The 18,010-nt window shown below is 39.0% G+C and carries 16 protein-coding genes and 1 tRNA gene; 9 read left to right on the top strand and 8 right to left on the bottom strand.

The annotated features are described in order from the left end of the window. Positions 1-7: 7 nt before the first annotated feature. The 6 genes from AC1M9J_RS07595 to AC1M9J_RS07570 form a co-directional block, all read right to left on the bottom strand. The gene (locus AC1M9J_RS07595; RefSeq protein WP_481952105.1) at positions 8-1,504 is read right to left on the bottom strand and encodes a UDP-N-acetylmuramoyl-L-alanyl-D-glutamate--2,6-diaminopimelate ligase; all 1,497 of its coding nucleotides are present in this window, start codon (positions 1,502-1,504) and stop codon (positions 8-10) included. 7 nt (positions 1,505-1,511) lie between these two features. Then, positions 1,512-3,341 carry a penicillin-binding protein PBP3 gene (gene ftsI / locus AC1M9J_RS07590; RefSeq protein WP_035263956.1) on the bottom strand — a complete coding sequence of 610 codons (1,830 nt, stop codon included), beginning with the start codon at positions 3,339-3,341 and terminating at the stop codon, positions 1,512-1,514. 9 nt (positions 3,342-3,350) lie between these two features. Beyond that, entirely contained in the window at positions 3,351-3,695 is a 345-nt protein-coding gene (gene ftsL, locus AC1M9J_RS07585; protein WP_092767285.1) for a cell division protein FtsL, read from the bottom strand. Further along, positions 3,695-4,618, bottom strand: coding sequence for a 16S rRNA (cytosine(1402)-N(4))-methyltransferase RsmH (gene rsmH / locus AC1M9J_RS07580; protein WP_481591473.1), 924 nt, complete (start codon positions 4,616-4,618; stop codon positions 3,695-3,697). Before rsmH ends, ftsL begins: the two co-directional genes overlap by 1 nt. A 184-nt stretch (positions 4,619-4,802) precedes the next feature. After that, positions 4,803-5,819: a sulfate ABC transporter substrate-binding protein gene (locus AC1M9J_RS07575; RefSeq protein WP_481589159.1), complete on the bottom strand. Its 1,017-nt coding sequence runs from the start codon at positions 5,817-5,819 to the stop codon at positions 4,803-4,805. A 237-nt stretch (positions 5,820-6,056) separates the two neighbouring features. Beyond that, on the bottom strand, positions 6,057-7,031 hold the full coding sequence (locus tag AC1M9J_RS07570; RefSeq protein WP_481952122.1) for a sulfate ABC transporter substrate-binding protein: 975 nt from the start codon (positions 7,029-7,031) through the stop codon (positions 6,057-6,059). Positions 7,032-7,436: 405 nt separating this feature from the next. Between AC1M9J_RS07570 and AC1M9J_RS07565 the strand changes: the two genes are divergently transcribed. The 5 genes from AC1M9J_RS07565 (at position 7,437) to AC1M9J_RS07545 (ending at position 10,488) form a co-directional block, all read left to right on the top strand. Beyond that, entirely contained in the window at positions 7,437-7,751 is a 315-nt protein-coding gene (locus AC1M9J_RS07565; RefSeq protein WP_092767291.1) for a hypothetical protein, read from the top strand. Between the two features lie 127 nt (positions 7,752-7,878). After that, the gene (gltX, locus tag AC1M9J_RS07560) at positions 7,879-9,387 is read left to right on the top strand and encodes a glutamate--tRNA ligase (protein ID WP_481952104.1); all 1,509 of its coding nucleotides are present in this window, start codon (positions 7,879-7,881) and stop codon (positions 9,385-9,387) included. A 114-nt stretch (positions 9,388-9,501) separates the two neighbouring features. Further along, positions 9,502-9,577, top strand: a tRNA-Glu gene (locus tag AC1M9J_RS07555). A 105-nt stretch (positions 9,578-9,682) separates the two neighbouring features. Then, positions 9,683-10,024: a zinc-ribbon domain-containing protein gene (locus tag AC1M9J_RS07550; protein WP_035263946.1), complete on the top strand. Its 342-nt coding sequence runs from the start codon at positions 9,683-9,685 to the stop codon at positions 10,022-10,024. Between the two features lie 158 nt (positions 10,025-10,182). Beyond that, positions 10,183-10,488, top strand: coding sequence for an SEL1-like repeat protein (locus AC1M9J_RS07545; protein ID WP_051586493.1), 306 nt, complete (start codon positions 10,183-10,185; stop codon positions 10,486-10,488). Positions 10,489-10,540: 52 nt separating this feature from the next. Here the strand turns inward: AC1M9J_RS07545 and ettA are convergent, their stop codons facing one another. Continuing rightward, the gene (gene ettA, locus AC1M9J_RS07540; RefSeq protein WP_035263944.1) at positions 10,541-12,202 is read right to left on the bottom strand and encodes an energy-dependent translational throttle protein EttA; all 1,662 of its coding nucleotides are present in this window, start codon (positions 12,200-12,202) and stop codon (positions 10,541-10,543) included. A gap of 298 nt (positions 12,203-12,500) precedes the next feature. Here ettA and AC1M9J_RS07535 point away from each other — a divergent pair, with 298 nt between their 5' ends. The 4 genes from AC1M9J_RS07535 to AC1M9J_RS07520 all read left to right on the top strand — a co-directional run bounded on the left by AC1M9J_RS07535 (position 12,501) and on the right by AC1M9J_RS07520 (position 15,754). Next, the gene (locus AC1M9J_RS07535) at positions 12,501-13,778 is read left to right on the top strand and encodes an O-acetylhomoserine aminocarboxypropyltransferase/cysteine synthase family protein (protein ID WP_035263942.1); all 1,278 of its coding nucleotides are present in this window, start codon (positions 12,501-12,503) and stop codon (positions 13,776-13,778) included. A gap of 241 nt (positions 13,779-14,019) precedes the next feature. Continuing rightward, complete coding sequence (locus AC1M9J_RS07530) at positions 14,020-14,907, top strand: SDR family NAD(P)-dependent oxidoreductase (RefSeq protein ID WP_092767298.1); 888 nt, start codon at positions 14,020-14,022, stop codon at positions 14,905-14,907. Positions 14,908-15,023: 116 nt separating this feature from the next. Continuing rightward, the gene (locus AC1M9J_RS07525) at positions 15,024-15,323 is read left to right on the top strand and encodes a hypothetical protein (protein ID WP_035263939.1); all 300 of its coding nucleotides are present in this window, start codon (positions 15,024-15,026) and stop codon (positions 15,321-15,323) included. Positions 15,324-15,436: 113 nt separating this feature from the next. Next, entirely contained in the window at positions 15,437-15,754 is a 318-nt protein-coding gene (locus AC1M9J_RS07520) for a hypothetical protein (RefSeq protein ID WP_481952103.1), read from the top strand. Between the two features lie 58 nt (positions 15,755-15,812). Here the strand turns inward: AC1M9J_RS07520 and AC1M9J_RS07515 are convergent, their stop codons facing one another. Then, a complete protein-coding gene (locus AC1M9J_RS07515) occupies positions 15,813-18,008 on the bottom strand; it encodes a bifunctional SulP family inorganic anion transporter/carbonic anhydrase (protein ID WP_481596108.1) in 2,196 nt (731 codons plus the stop codon). Positions 18,009-18,010: the final 2 nt, after the last annotated feature.

Raw genomic sequence — 18,010 nt, 5'->3', positions numbered from 1 at the left:
TGATTCCTTAGTCTGCTGGATAAGATGCTGGCTTAGTCGCATGCTGACCCTTAATGGCTGCTTGGACTTCTACCACATCATCAAACCAATGACGAACACCATCAATCTCTTGATAATTTTCGTGGCCTTTGCCTGCAATCACAACAATGTCACCTGCTTTTGCTGTTTTCACTACAAACTTAATCGCTTCACGACGATCATGAATTTCATGAACCTCTCTGTCCAAAAATTCAATTCCAGCCTTCATGTCAGCAAAAATTTGTTCTGGGTTTTCAGTACGTGGATTATCTGAGGTGAGCAATACAACATCTGCATGATCTAAAGCAGCCTGTGTCATTAAAGGTCGTTTACCGCGATCACGATCACCACCACACCCAAACACGGCCCATAATTGTTGTGAAACATGTCGTTTTAATGTTTGAAGAACCTGAATTAATGCATCAGGAGTGTGGGCATAATCTACGACAAACAAACGATCTCGATCACGCAACACTTGCATACGCCCTGGTGCGCCTTTTAACTGAGGAACTAAAGCGACTAACTGAGATAAATCTAAACCCACCTGTTCAACAGAGATTAAGCTCGCAACTACATTTTCAATATTAAAATGACCCAATAACGGACTATGCACTAAATAGCTTTGGGTCTTGGTCACCAATTTAAAATGAACACCGTCTAAACTATATTGAATCTCTTCAACACGGTAATCCGCGGGTCGAGTGGTGGAATAAGTCAAAATTTTAGGTTTTGCTGGATTTTGCTCCGCCGCTTTGAGCATGATATTTGCGTAAGCATCATCGATATTGATAATTGCAACTTTAAGACTCTCAAACTGAAATAAGCGTGATTTTGCCTCAGCATAGGCCTCTAAAGTCTTGTGATAATCCAAATGATCGCGACTTAAATTACTGTAAGCAGCAACTTCAATTGGCGTTCCATTGAGACGCCCCTGTTCAAGACCATGGGAGCTTGCTTCAATAGCAGCAAACTTAGCCCCCTGCTGAGCATAAGCATGCAATTGATTTTGCATATGCAATGCATCCAACGTAGTATGTGTAGATGCTTCAAGGTGAGGTAAAATCCCATTCCCTGTCGTTCCCATCACAGCACATGGGTACTTACTTAACATCAGTAGCTCTGCGACAAGCCTTGAAATGGTCGTTTTACCATTGGTTCCCGTGACAGCCAATACTCGAAGTGGATTTACTGGCTGTGTCTGTTGCAAATAATCTTTCTGCCATTGTCCCATAAGCATACGCACATTCGGAACGATCAAACTTGGCGTTAAACCTAGATCTTGTTCTGAAATAATAGCCAAAGCACCAAGATCCAAAGCCTTCTGTGCATATTCTGCAGTTTTTTCAGGTTGAGAAAGACTAGTCAAAGCAATAAACACTTGTCCCGCTTCAACTTTACGACTATCTAATTGGAAGCCATTAAATGCTTGTTGCATCCATTCTGCTGGATGATCTACAGCGTAGATTTGTTGAAATGTAATCGACATTCATCACCTATGGAATGGATTTTGGAGTATCTAAGGGTTTATCCAATGGTACGTTTAACAGTCTCAGCGACTCCTGCATTACTTTTGCGAAAACAGGTGCTGAAACAGTACCACCGTAATATGTGCCTTTTGGATTTTCGACCACGACGACCATCGCCAAACGTGGATCACTTACAGGTGCAACACCTGCAAATAAAGCTCGATATTCATTGGTCGAATAACCTTTACGGTCAGCACGTAATTTGTGTGCTGTACCCGTTTTACCTGCAACGCGATAACCTGGTATTTGAGCACGAGTCGCTGTACCGCCTGGTAATGTTGCTGTCTCCATCATTAACAAGACTTGATCCGCAATTTTAGGATCAATCATTTGTTCACCTTGAGGAGCTTCATCCAACTTGTACAAACTTAAAGGAACTTTCTTCCCTTTGTTTGCCAACATGGCATAAGCGTCTGCCAATTGTAGTACCGTGGCATTAAGACCATATCCATAGGACATGGTTGCAACTTCTGAAATATTCCATTTACTTGGCGGTAAGATCAGACCTGGACTTTCACCAGGGAATTTGACAGCCGAACGCTGTCCAAAACCAAGACGCTTATAGAACGTTGGTAAAGTCGGATAAGGCAAAGATAAGGCAATTTTCGCTACACCTACGTTGGAGGATTTTTGAATAATGCCACCTAAAGTAAGCGCTCCATAATTATGTGTATCACGAATCGTATGATTACCGACACGCATCGACCCTGGCGTGGTATTAACGACTGAGTTTGCAGTGTACTTACCACTTTCAAGCGCCATCGCCACCGTTAATGGTTTCATCGTCGAACCTGGTTCAAACGAATCAACTGCACCGCGATTTCGCATTGCATCTTTATTGGATAAACTTTTTTTATCATTCGGGTTATACGACGGCCAACTGGTCATCGCTAGAATTTCACCGGTTTTGACATCGACCGCAATTGCTGTAGCAGAACGTGCATTATTTGCCACGCCTACCGCGGTAAGCTCTCGATACATAATGTATTGCAATCGAGAATCAATACTCAGTGTAATATTTTCCCCAGCTTCAACTTCTTTAATAACTTCTGGAACTTGAACACGGTTACCATGCTTATCACGTACAATTTTCTGTTCGCCATTGACCCCTGCAAGCCGCTTATTCAGCTGCATCTCCAAACCTTCAATCCCTGTTCCCTCGGTATTGGTTAAACCAATGATTTGAGAGTTGGGTTGTGGTTGTGGGTAATAACGTTTATATGATTTTTCAGAATATACGCCAGCAAAATTACGTTGTGCTAACAGAGCCGCTTGAGCAGGTGGTACTTCTTTTTTCAATACTAAATAACGTGAACGAGCTCGATCTTGAACACGCTTTTTGAGGTCAGCTCGATCCAACCCAACTGCATCTGCTAGCTCATCTAAATTCAGGTTTTCCTGTGGTAACTGATTTTTTAATTTACGGCTGGTTGGATTCTTTTTTAACTCTTCAGTGATTTCATCAAAAGTTGCTTTAGTTTCAAAATAATGTTGAGGATCAATCACCACCTTCATAATTGGTGTACTAATAGCCAAGGGAACGCCATTACGGTCGCTAATAACCCCTCGCATCGCGCTTAATTTTTCAGTACGTAAAATTTTGGCATTGGCTTTATTTTGCAAAAAGTCTTTGTTCACAATTTGAACATAAAAGGCACGTGCAACCAATACTACAAAAAATGTCAGGACTAAGCCCCACATTAAATAGAAACGCCACATATCTACAGCAACGGTTCTTTTCTGTGTAATGGGCTGCTGTTTTTTACGTGTTTGTTTTGTTTTGCTTTTATCAACCATTCAGCGTGCCTATTGATTTTTCGCGGTTTCAGCAGGAAGTGAAATCACCACAGTCTGTGATGTTGGTGGTGAATACATACGTAATTGTGTCACTGCACGTGTCCCAATTTGTGCAGTCGCTCCAAATGTCTGTTGCTCAATAAGTAGACGACCCCATTCAGCATTTATGTCTTCAAGCTCACGCATATGCGTATTGAATTCACGAAAATCTTGACGATAAGAATAGACCTGATAGACCACCATAAATGCGCTCACCATGACCATAGCGGTTAAAACGCTATAGATCAGTATTTTTTTACGCACCAAGGTCGTTGCTACCAGTTCCTGTTGTTCTACGTCTTTTTCCTTTTTCATTATTCGCCTTTAAAATTTATTCGCTCTGCAACTCGCAACCAAGCACTTCTAGAACGCGGATTTTGTTTCACTTCTTCTTCACTTGCACGTACGCGATCAATTTTTTTCAAACGACGAGTTTCTTTAGGTTTCTGAGGTAAGCCCCAACCATCATCCTCAGCTAAAGTCGACTCTTTTTGAATAAATTGTTTAATAATTCGATCTTCTAAGGAATGGAAACTGATGACCGCTAATCGACCTCCATTATGAAGCATATCCAGTGCTTCAGGTAAAAAAGCATGCACATCTTCTAATTCTTTATTGATTTCAATTCGAATTGCTTGGAATGTACGTGTCGCAGCATGCTTATTTTTTTCCCATTTCGGATGGGCAACTTTTACAATTTCAGCCAATTGACCTGTAGTCTCAATATAACCTGCTGCTTTAATCGCTTTCGCAATGCGGCGGCTATATCGTTCTTCACCATACTGAAAAATAATATTCGCTAAATGCTCTTCATCAACTTCAACCAACCATTGCGCTGCAGTTAGGCCTTGAGAGTTGTCCATTCGCATATCCAATGGACCGTCTTTCATAAAGCTGAAACCACGTTCGGCCTGATCAAGTTGTGGCGATGACACACCCAAATCTGCCATAACACCATCCACAGTTTCAACACCACGTTGATTTAAGGCTGTTTTAATATCTGCAAAACTTGCATGAATAATGGTAAATCTTGGATCTTCTTGTTCTAACTGAGCAGCCACAGCCAAAGCCTGCGGATCTTTATCAAAGGCATAGACACGAGAATGTTCATCTAATTTGGACAAGAGAAGTCGAGTATGACCTCCTCGACCAAAGGTGCCATCTACATAAATCCCTGTATTACGCCCACCCAATAGGGCATCTACAGTTTCATGAAGTAATACAGAAATATGCGACATAATAACGTTTCAGAACATCTAAAAATTTAACTGCACATTATTACCTTGTTTTAATAAAGCTCCAAACGACTTTTTGTAGGTAAATTTTACTTTCTATAGGCAAAACCGTTTCATTCACTGGAATGTTCAAATAAAAAAGCCTCACTTGGAGGCTTTTTTATTAATTTTCAATTACTTAAGTATATTAACGACGACTGTTATAAATCTGATCAAAAATCGCACCATTCACAAAATGTGCTTGTTGTGCTTTTGCCCAACCACCGAAAACCTCATCAATGGTGAATGTTTTTAACTTAGGAAATTGTTTTGAGTATTTTGCTAACACTTCAGCATTACGCGGACGATAGAAATGCTTAGCAGCCATCTCCTGACCTAATGGTGAATATAAATAGTTGATATAGCCAGTTGCCAACCATTTATTGCCATTTTTATCTACAGTACGATCAACGATGGCAACAGAAGGCTCTGTCAAAATAGAAATAGATGGATAAACAATATCAAACTGATCTTTGCCCAAGGCTTTTTGAGTGACCAGTGCTTCATTTTCCCAAGTGAGCAACACATCGCCAATTTTACGCTCAGCAAATGTCGTCATAGAAGCGCGCGCCGCAGAGTCCATCACTTTGACGTTATGGTACATCTTGCCAACAAAGTCTTTTGCTTTCGCTTCATTACCACCTGGTTGTTTGAGTGCATAACCCCAAGCTGATAAATATACCCAGCGTGGTAGTCCACCTGTTTTAGGGTTTGGTGTGATGATTTCTACACCCGGCTTAACAAGATCTTGCCAATCCTGAATTTTTTTAGGGTTACCTTTACGCACCATAAAAACAATGGTTGATGTATAAGGTGCAGAGTTATAAGGGAACTCTTTTTGCCATCCTTTATTGATTTGACCCGATTTCACGATCTCTTCAATATCATTTGCCAAAGCCAAAGTGACAACGTCGCCTTTCAAGCCATCAACCACAGAGCGTGCTTGTTTACCTGAGCCACCATGAGATTGTTTAAAGTTGACTTTCACTCCAGTTCTTGACTGCCAATATTGACCAAATGACTGATTAAACTCATCATAAAATTCACGAGTCGCATCATAAGATACATTCAGGAAATCACGTTGTGCTGCTTGAGAAGATACGCTGAACGATAAACCTGTTGCGAGTAAGCCCGCTGTAAGCAAGGCTTTAAATTGAGTTTTCATAGTCAAAAAATCTAGATATACATAATTAATCTAAATATATGAAATAAAATCATATTCATCAATTTAATTTGGACATGTGATTTACGTTATATTGCTACCATTTTTCTTTCAAGATTATGAATTAATTCATAAATCATCTTAAATACAGTCTATATTCAAATATATAGTATTTTCTGTATTCCTTATAAAAAAATGGATAGCATGTCGCGATCCATTCACATAAGTTCTAAAAATAGATTATTTTTCTGCTGAAATCTGGTCGTAAATCGCGCCATTTACAAAGTGAGTTTGTTGCGCTTTCGCCCAACCACCGAACACTTTATCAATGGTAAATAATTGTACCTTTGGAAATTTAGCACTGTATTTAGCTGCGATTTTTTCATTACGTGGTCTAAAATTATATTTAGCTGCTAATTCCTGGCCCAAAGGTGAATACAGATAGTTAAGATATCCTTTTGCGAGATTACGATTCCCATTTCTATCTACGGTTTTATCTACGATGGCAACAGAAGGCTCAGCTAGGATTGAAATGGATGGATAAATAATTTCAAATTTATCTTGCCCCAAACCTTGCGTCGCTAAGAGCGCTTCATTTTCCCAAGACAGTAAAACATCACCAATTCCACGTTCAGCAAAAGTCGTGAGTGATCCACGGGCTCCTGAATCTAACACTTTGACATTTTTGTATAATCGTTTGACTAACTCACGAGCTTTGGCATCATTTCCGGCAGGCTGTTTAAGTGCATAGCCCCATGCAGATAAATAAATCCAACGTGGCGCACCACCTGTTTTTGGGTTCGGGGTAATGATCTCAACACCTGGTTTGACTAAATCATTCCAGTCTTTGATATTTTTTGGATTGCCCTTTTTTACTAAAAAAACAATGGTAGATGTATAGGGTGCTGAATTATTGGGAAATTCTTTTTGCCAATTTTTATTGATATAACCTGCTTTTACAATTTCTTCAATATCATTTGCAAGTGCCAAGGTCACAACATCTGCTTGTAATCCTGTTGCTACAGCACGTGCTTGTTTCCCAGATCCACCATGAGATTGCTTAAATTGCACGTCTTGACCAGTACGTTTTTTCCAAAACTCACCGAAACTTTGGTTATATTCTTGATAAAATTCGCGAGTGGGATCATAAGAAACATTTAAAAATGATGTATTCGCCTGTGCAGTCATACTGAACAACAATGCCCCAATACTCATTGTGCCCAATAATTTATTGAAAAAGTGCTTATTCATTAAAATCTCTTTTTTATTACATTTATGAATTGCACTATATTTTTTATTTACTTCAGTCACAATGTATTCAATAGACGAATTAAATCATTGTAAATATCTAAATTTTATATACATTTTCTTCATATGAATTGCATTTTTATCACTTATACTCTCTTTAAAATTTACCGCATAACATCATATCTTCACCAAATCTCCATATTTTATTGATAAAAAGAGGCAAAATTTATTTCAGCTACAGGTTGAGTAACTTAAGGATTGTTGAATAACAAATTGTAAGAAAGTGTGATGCATTTGTACTTTTGTGAATTTTATGTTTAAAATGTAAACCTAATTACTCTTACAATAAATTCAAAATAGGGGAAAATTGAAATGAATTTGTGCTATTTACAAGCGTTAAGCTTAACTTTATGTGTTTTTGGTATGAGCCAGACACATGCAGCAGCGTTACAAAACCCTGCCAAATCACTACAAAACTCTAGTGTTGCTGAAAAGTCTTTAACACCTATCGAACGCGCATTGACTCAACAAAAACGTGAACGTGCTGAGAACAAACCTTCTTCAGAGATGGATCAGATTAAAGTGATCACCTCTATTAAGAATGCTCCAACGCAAAACTTCCTAGCATCGCAACACCAACAGTTTTCGCGTTTTTTACAAAGTTTATTTCCTCAGCACACATCTTAAGCACCATTTTTCTCAATCTCCCCAATTGAGCCAAATTTAGCCCAGTCCGATTTAATGAATTAATCATTAAGCCACTGGGCTTTTTGCTATAATAAAACCAATTTTTATTTGATAACTTTTTCTGGCTATGACAGTTCGTACTCGTATTGCACCATCTCCTACAGGTTTCCCCCATGTAGGTACTGCTTATATCGCATTATTTAACCTATGCTTTGCTCAACAGCATGGCGGTGAATTTATCTTACGTATTGAAGATACAGACCAACTCCGTTCAACACCTGAATCAGAAAAAATGATTCTCGATTCATTGCGCTGGTTAGGTTTAAATTGGTCAGAAGGTCCAGATGTGGGTGGCCCTCATGCGCCATATCGTCAATCTGAACGTATGGATATTTATAAAAAATATGCGTTAGAACTGGTTGCAAAAGGTCATGCATTCTATTGTTTTGCCACTGCTGAAGAATTAGATCAAATGCGTGCAGAACAACAAGCACGTGGTGAATCTCCTCGTTATGATGGTCGTGGTCTAAAACATACACCAGAAGAAGTTGAAAGACGTTTAGCGGCTGGCGAACCGCATGTTATTCGCATGAAAGTACCTGAAGAAGGAATTTGTAAATTTAATGACTTACTGCGTGGTGAAGTAGAAATCCCATGGGCACAAGTCGACATGCAAATTCTGCTGAAAACCGATGGCCTACCAACTTACCACTTAGCAAACGTTGTTGATGACCATTTAATGGAAATCACTCACGTGATTCGTGGTGAAGAATGGATTCCATCTGCTCCTAAACACCAATTGCTTTATCAATATTTTGGTTGGGAAATGCCAGTGCTTTGCCACATGCCACTTTTACGTAACCCTGATAAGTCAAAACTATCTAAACGTAAAAACCCAACTTCAATCAATTACTACAAAGATATCGGTGTATTACCAGAAGCATTATTAAACTATTTGGGTCGTATGGGTTGGTCAATGCCAGATGAACGCGAAAAGTTCAATTTGGCTGAGATGATCGAGAATTTTGACATCCAACGTGTATCACTTGGGGGTCCAATTTTCGATGTAGAAAAACTCAATTGGTTAAACGGTCAATGGATCAAAGCACTTAGCCCTGCTGAGCTTTTAGACACTTTATTGGCGTGGAAGGCAGATCGTGCCAAGTTAGAAGAAATTGCAGCGGCAATCCAACCACGTATTAACCTATTGTCTGAAGCTGTGAATTGGTCAGCACATTATTTTAATCACTTCCCTACACTGTCTAAAGCACAATTCGAAAGTAAAAAGTTATCTGAAGAGCAAGTTCGTCAAAGCCTACAATTTGCAATTTGGCGCTTAGAAAGCTTATTTACTTGGAATAATGACACTGTTAGCCAAACGCTAATGGATTTAGCTGCACAAATGGAAATTAAATTACGTGACTTTATGCCTGCGTTCTTTATTGCCATTGCGGGTTCTACTGCTTCAACGCCAGTGATGCAAACCATGGTGACCATTGGTCCTGACTTGACTTTTGCTCGCTTGCGTCATGCACTCGAAATCGTTGGCGGTCCAAGTAAAAAAGAGCTTAAAGTGTGGGAAAAATTGAATGAAAGCTTAAAATTGCCGAAAAATGACGCAGTTGATGAAGCTTAATTAATTTTTTTATTGACGCATGAGTGTTATATCCCTAATATAGCGCTCACACAGATTGAGCATTTAGCTTGATACCTAGATTGCTTTTATAGCATTGACTGTGTTGCCTCATAAGTCCCTATCGTCTAGAGGCCTAGGACATCGCCCTTTCACGGCGGTAACCGGGGTTCGAATCCCCGTAGGGACGCCAAATTCTAAAAAACCACTGACCTCGATCAGTGGTTTTTTTTCATCTATACATTTTTGATTTTAGTTTCGATGTTATAGAATTAAGCAAAAGAAATACGGAGCGCTCATGCAGTACCAATGCCCTAAATGTCAAAGTCGTAAAATTCTTCCTTTAGCAAGTGCCAATGCACCTGCTGTACGACCAAATGTTCCTAAAAGCTTAATTATCCTCGTACCCACTCTATTTTTACTCCTATTATTGGTCATTATTAGCGTTGTACTGATGATTTTTAGCAATGGTGCTGGCGAGACACTTCAAATTGCAACTGTGATCGTATTTTTAATTGCAGTGATTGCAGGTGTGATGTTCTGGAAAGATTTACCAGATTTCAAAATTTCGATGCAAGCCTTCATGCAATCTCAAAAGAAATGGAAATGTCGTGAATGTAATCACGAATGGGAAAATTAATTGTTTATTTTCATCAGTCCTAAAAGCTCATTTGAGCTTTTAGGACTTAAAATTAAATAAATTTAAATTTTATATATGAGTAGTAGACAAAACCTTCAAAAGAGCATAATTTAATGAAATAGATCTCATTTTTGCATGGATAAGCAAGGAGAACCATAATGATAATAAAACTATTTCAATCACTATTCTTTGATCTAAAACGTACTCGAACGGCTAATTTATCCAATCTCGAGCCATCCACATCCTTAAACCCTCGAAATCAAATGTGGTTATACCTACGTGATGCATTACGTGGGAATGCTGAAGCACAATATCAATTAGGTCTGAGTTACTTAAATGGTGAACTAGGTTTGGATCGAAATTATCAAATTGCTGAAAAATGGCTGAACCAATCAGCGAATGCTGGAAATGAAAATGCAAAAAGAACTCTACTTCAAGCTTATAGTCTTTTAGCATTTTCATAAAATTAATTCATAAAAAAACCAGCCTGAAGGCTGGTTTTTTTATTAGATGGAATTAACCACCAATTTTGCGATATTTTTGGCGCTTAGCCACTAGATCATCGCCATCGCGTTTACGACGGTATTCTTCGAACTCAGCATAGTTTCCTGTGAAGAATTCTGGTGTTTCACCTTCGAATGACAAGATGTGCGTTGCAATACGGTCTAGGAACCAACGGTCATGCGAGATGACCATTACAGTACCTGGGAATACTAAAATTGCATCCTCAAGCGCACGTAAAGTTTCGATATCCAAGTCGTTCGATGGTTCATCGAGAAGGATAACGTTTGCGCCCATTTGTAGAATTTTCGCAAGTTGTAAACGGTTACGCTCACCACCTGACAATTGACCTACACGCTTCTGCTGATCTTGGCCTTTAAAGTTAAAACGACCAATATATGCACGTGATGCGATTTCATATTCACCAATACGTAAGATATCTAAACCGCCAGAAACTTCTTCCCAAACCGTTTTATTGTTATCTAAGGTGTCACGAATCTGACCCACGTAAGCCACTTTAACTGACTCACCTAGCGTTACCGTACCTGTATCAGGTTGTAATTCACCTGTCATCATACGGAATAGTGTGGTTTTACCCGCACCGTTCTCACCCACGATACCCACGATCGCACAAGGTGGAACAACAAAAGATAAATCTTTGTAAAGTGTACGATCACCAAACGATTTGCTGATACCTTCAACTTCCACAACCTTGTTCCCTAGACGTGGACCAGGTGGAATGTAGATTTCAGACGTTTCGTTACGTTGTTGGAATTCACGAGAGTTAAGCTCTTCAAAGCGTTCCATACGTGCTTTATTTTTCTTTTGCTGACCTTTTGCATTAGAACGAACCCATTCAAGTTCTTTTTTCAATGCTTTAGCAAAAGATTCTTCTTGCTTCTGTTCTTGCTCTAAGCGGGCATTTTTCTGCTCTAACCAAGAAGAATAATTACCTTGATAAGGGATACCCATACCACGGTCAAGCTCAAGAATCCACTCAGCAACGTTATCCAAGAAATAACGGTCATGCGTAATCGCAACGATTGTACCAGGGAAATCTTTTAAGAAACGTTCCAACCATGAAACAGATGATGCATCCAAATGGTTCGTCGGTTCGTCAAGAAGCAACATGTCTGGTTTAGACAAGAGCAAACGGCAAAGTGCCACACGACGGCGCTCACCACCTGACAATTTAGTGACATCAGCATCCCAAGCTGGCAAGTTTAACGCTGCCGCTGCTTGTTCAAGCTGGTTATTTAAGTTATGCGCATCCCAAGTTTGAATAATTGCTTCAAGCTTTTCTTGCTCTTTTGCAAGTGCATCAAAGTCGGCATCTTCAGCTGCATATTCAGCGAAAACTTCATCAAGACGAGCTAATGCATCAAGTGCTTCACGAACGCCATCTTCAACGTTGCCACGAACGTCTTTTGTTTCATCTAATGGCGGCTCTTGCTCAAGGTAGCCGATCTTGATACCTGGTTGTGCACGAGCTTCACCAGAGAAATCTTTATCTACGCCAGCCATAATACGAAGCAAGGTAGATTTACCTGCACCGTTTAAACCAAGAACACCAATTTTAGCGCCCGGGAAAAATGATAAAGAGATGTCTTTAAGGATTTCGCGCTTAGGCGGAACCATCTTAGACACACGGTTCATCGTGTAAATATATTGGGCCACGTAGGACTCCTCTATAAAAAAAACAAAATCCGCTGTAAATACAAATCGCGGACAAATAATTAGGGAGCATTATACGATGAATACGATAAAAACATAAGCCATACGCCCGAACTTGCAAGGAATGTTACAAGTTTATTTTTTCATCAAACTTACCATTCAAAGTGCACAAGAATATGGCTTTTAAATGAGCAACATATGAGAATTTTAGATAACTTTTTCAATATTTTATAAATTTTATAATATGATTAGGGTGCTATATTCTCATTGAACAATTTTTAAACCACAAGAAGATCTCAAAATGACATATAAGGACGAAACCCTCGCCATCCATGCTGGATACTCACCTGAACCAACGACTAAAGCAGTTGCGGTACCCATTTATCAAACGACGTCTTACTCATTTGATAATACGCAACATGGCGCAGACCTATTCGATTTAAAGGTCTCTGGGAATATTTATACACGGATTATGAACCCAACGACTGCTGTGCTTGAACAACGTATTGCAGCACTCGAAGGTGGGATCGGCGCATTAGCACTTGCATCAGGTATGGCAGCCATTACCTATGCCATTCAAACCATTGCTGAAGCTGGGGACAATATCGCTTCTGTATCTACACTTTATGGTGGTACATATAATTTATTTGCACATACGCTACCAAAACAAGGGATCGAAGTGCGCTTCTTCGATTATCAAAATCCAGAAAGTTTGCGAGCACTTGTTGATGAAAAAACTAAATTAGTCTTCGTTGAGTCTATTGGTAATCCACTCGGCAATATTATTGATTTAGAAGCGATTTCTAAGCTTGCACATGAACTTGGCATTCCTGTAATTGTGGACAATACAGTTGCTACACCAGTGCTTCAAAAATCTTTTGAATTTGGTGCAGATATTGTTGTTCACTCTCTAACCAAGTACATCGGCGGACATGGTAATTCGATCGGCGGTATCATTGTTGACAGCGGTAAATTCCCTTGGGGTAAATATCCAGATCGTTTTAAAGCGTTAAATACGCCCGATCCAAGCTATCACGGCGTGAACTATGTCGAAGCGCTTGGTGAAGCAGCTTATATTGCACGTGCTCGTGTCGTGCCATTACGCAACACAGGTGCAGCGATTAGCCCACAAAATGTTTTCTTAATCCTGCAAGGTTTAGAAACATTAAGTTTACGTATGGAACGTCATACTGAAAATGCTTTAAAAGTTGCTCAATATTTACAAGCTCATCCAAAAGTAAAATGGGTAAATTACGCAGGACTACCTGATCACCCGCAACATGCTTTAGCTCAGAAATACGTTAAGGGCAAACCTTCAGCAATTCTTTCATTTGGTGTACAGGATGGCTTAGCAGGCGGAACTCGCTTTATAGATGCCCTACAATTATTCACACGATTGGTGAATATCGGTGATGCAAAAAGCTTAGCATGTCACCCAGCAACTACAACGCATCGCCAACTGAATGAAGAAGAGTTAAAAGCTGCTGGCGTTTCTACGGATATGGTTCGCTTATCTATTGGAATCGAACATGCTGACGATTTAATCGCCGACCTAGAACAAGCGCTCGCTCAAGTTTAATCTTGGTAATACATTAGAAATAAAGCCTCATGACTGGGGCTTTATCCTCATTTACCATATCGTCTTTTTCAATTATTTTATTCGTATTACCACAATAAAAAATTAGAGCATTTACTCTAATTTTTACAATAAATTCATAAACTTATGCCATGGTTTATTTTCATTTTTTCACTATGCTGATTTGTATGACACGTTTAAAAATACGTGTTCCACAATTCATTGCATTTACAGGGAGAATGAAGTGAATAAAAAATTAGAACAGCGTTTTAAAAAACGTGTCCATGGAAAAAATATTCTGATTACAGGCGCGTCCAGTGGTATCGGTTTAACTGTTGCACATCAATTGGCTGCGGCAGGTGCGCATGTATTATTGGTGGCACGAACTGAGGAAACTTTACAACAAGTAAAATATGAGATTGAGCAAAAAGGGGGAAAAGCTGACATTTTTCCTTGTGATTTGAATGATATGAGTTCAATCGATGCTGTAACGCAACAAATCTTCAATAGCGTCACACATATTGATATTTTAATTAATAATGCAGGTCGTTCGATTCGCCGTGCAGTCCATGAGTCCATCGACCGTTTTCACGATTTTGAACGCACGATGCAACTCAACTATTTTGGTGCTGTTCGCCTCATTTTAAATATCCTTCCACATATGATAGACCGTGAACGTGGACATATTATTAATATCAGTTCAATTGGTGTATTAGCCAATGCTACACGCTTCTCTGCATATGTCGCTTCAAAAGCTGCATTGGATGCATTTAGCCGTTGCCTATCAGCTGAAGTCCATGCGCATAATATCGCTATCACCTCGGTCTACATGCCTTTGGTCAGAACGCCGATGATCGCTCCAACTAAAATATATAAATACGTGCCAGCACTTTCACCGAATCAAGCTGCAGATTTAATCGCTGGTGCTATTGTGAACCGTCCAAAAAAGGTAGCGACTGGTCTTGGAAAACTTGCATCAATTACTTATGCAATTGCACCTGATATTAATAATAAATTGATGTCGATTGGATTTAATTTATTTCCAAGCTCTACTGCTTCTGTCGGTCGCCAAGAGAAATTAAACATTGTACAGCGTGCATATGCCCGACTATTTCCTGGCGAACATTGGTGATCGAACAAGTTAATTTAAGTACTTTGTGAGATGATCTTGTTACATTTTCACTGTGTGATTTTAATTATTCTTTAAGAATTAAATGCCATGATCAAAACATAAAATAGGAGTTTGTCATGGCTCAAATTTATTTTTTTAGATTATTTTTTCTAGCAGTTGCTGTTTTGATTTTTACTCAAATCATGAGCATGATTATTCAGCAACATTACTCATTCGACACCTTATTACAGCTAGGTTTATTTTTAATTTTGCTTGAGCTGGGATTCAACATAAAACCAGCCGATGCTCAAAATAAAACTGAATTGGATCAACAACAGATGAATCATGCCAAAGCACCAAAGTCTTATGCATATCATTTGTCAAAAATAGGTTTAGGCACTATTGCATTCAGCTTGATCTTACCGAATCTTATTTAGTGCTAATCATGATTGGGTTCAAATCTAGGCGTAAAAAAAATTTTGAGATCATTCGTTAGGCGGCAGAGTTATGTTATAAACCTTGCATCTTATTGATTTTATGCTTTGTACTTATGCGTGGTTTAGCTTTAGTGCTGCAATGTGCAGCCATCGCATTTGCGATACTCCTCATTTATCAAGTTACTCTCGGTTTTTATACTCAAGAATTTAAAGTTTTAGACGTAGTCGCAGATGTAGGAACTATTCTCATCTGTATCGATCTTGCCGTATTCTTGTGGCATAGCCGCCAAACTAAAGCTGCCAACCTACAAGACTATGCACAAAAGATCGAACAATCAGTTCCAAAATTCGTAAAAATTTCACGAAAATTAGGTCATCTCGGGATTTTATTGATCTTAACCAGCTGGATTGTCCCCATGATTAATGGATAAATTAAAAACCTCCCATTTGGGAGGTTTTTAATATCACTTACTGATGAAATGAGATCATTTAAGATAAAAAGTTGACTTGACCAGATTTCACATCATAGATTGCGCCAACAATCCCAATCTCTTTACGCTCAATCATGTCTCTTAACGTGTCACTATTTTTAATAATATAATTAATATTATTTCGCACATTTAACACAGTTACGGCATCAATAAAATTGGTTGTAAGTTGATAATTACTCATATCATTTTTGACTGTTTCCGCCGCCTGCATAATCGGCTTCAAAAAATGCTGAACGTTCGGTGTATCTTTTAGTTGACTCAAATCCACTTTTTGCTCAAATAAATGACAAGCAGATCCTACCGCACCACAGTCCGTATGCCCCAATACCACGATCAGTTTTGAACCTTTGGTTTTACATGCAAACTCTAAAGAGCCCACGACTTTTTGACCAGCAATATTTCCAGCAATACGCAAACTGAATAAATCACCGATTCCTACATCAAAAATGCGCTCTGTCGGTGCTCTAGAATCCATACAACCCAACACTGCAGCAATAGGATGTTGCCCTGCATTTGACGTCACTTGAATTTGGCGAGCAATATTATGGTGTAAACGCTGATGATTAATAAAACGCAAGTTCCCGTCTTTTAGCATCTGTAAAACTTGATCAGGACTGAGCTGTTTTTGGAGTTCTTGCGTACTCACATCAAGATCGAGCTCGTCCTCTTTTATTTCAGGATAATGTGCTTTAAAACCTTGTAAATTAACTTTTATCCCCTGCTTTATCGCCACTTCACTTTGAAAGTCCTTAATAATTTGATAGATATCTGGATCAATATAATAGGTATTGGATGCATCGATTAGCACATTTTCATGCGGTTTAACTTTTTCTAAAGCGGTGACGAGTGCGGCACGATTTAAAAAACTTAAATTCGGTGCTAATTCAATACGGGTAAGTGAACCATGCAAGTGTTTTTCATGGATCACACGTACACCACGGTGTAAATGACTCTGTAAGATAATCAATAAACTGATCACTAGACCAATCATGATGCCTTTCAGTAAATCAGTTGCAATGATTGCAACTACCGTGATAATAAAAGGTAAAAATTGTTTCCAACCTTGCGCATAAATCCGTTTAAATAGGCTTGGTGTTGCCAATTTAAATCCAGTCAAGATTAAGATTGCTGCCAATGAAGATAGCGGTATCGCATTGATTAATGGGGTGAGCGCCACCACTGCAACAATCAGTAAAAAACCATGAAAGATTGCAGAAAATTTGGTTTTAGCTCCACTGGTTGCATTCACTGAACTACGAACAATGACTGAGGTAATCGGCATACCACCGATCAATCCTGACATAGAGTTTCCAACACCCTGTGCAAATAATTCACGATTCGGTGGTGATGAGCGCTTTTGTGGATCCATCTTATCGGCAGCTTCTAAATTCAATAGTGTTTCAAGAGAAGCTACCACCGCTAATGTAATTGCACCCGTATAAATTAAACTATTATTCCAATACGAAAAATCTGGAAACTGGAAAATCGTTTCTGAACCAGAAAAGATATTCGGAAGATTAATCAATTGTTGAGGGTTTACTGCATATGGAGAGCCGATTTTCAACATTATAAAGTTAAGAAGTCCAGCAAATATCACCGCAATCAAGGCTGAAGGCAGCGGCAGCTTTTTTAATTTACTACTATCCCACAGTAGGATTAACGCAATACAACTTAGACCAATTAATCCTGAGCCAATATCAATATGACTCAGTACAGATTGAATTGACCATTGATCAATCAAAGCAAATCCTTTGACGTCCAAACCAATCAATTTAGGTAATTGACTGATAATCAGTAACAGACCAATCGCGGCAAGCAATCCCAAAATCACATTGGTGGGTACGAAATTTGAGAAAACACCTAACCTAAAAATACCAAATAATATTTGTAAAATTCCAGCTAAAAACAATGTGAACAAAAAGGCTTGATAATTACCTTGTAGTAATTCAATTTGGGTCAATACAATCGCCACTAAGCCTGCAGCGGGACCAGATACACTGATATGTGAGCCACTAAAAAAACCAACAACGATTCCACCAATCACGCCAGCAATAATGCCTGAAATGAGTGGTGCACCTGATGCATGAGCTATGCCCAAACAAAGCGGAAGTGCAACAAGGAAAACAACCAGACCTGAGAGCAAATCACGACTATAAAATCGAGGTTTCAGCCCTTTATTTTGAGATATACTCATGT

This window comes from Acinetobacter sp. ANC_7588 (assembly GCF_056783995.1).
Note: the sequence above shows the minus strand (reverse complement) of the source record. Positions and strands in the feature narration are given on the sequence as shown.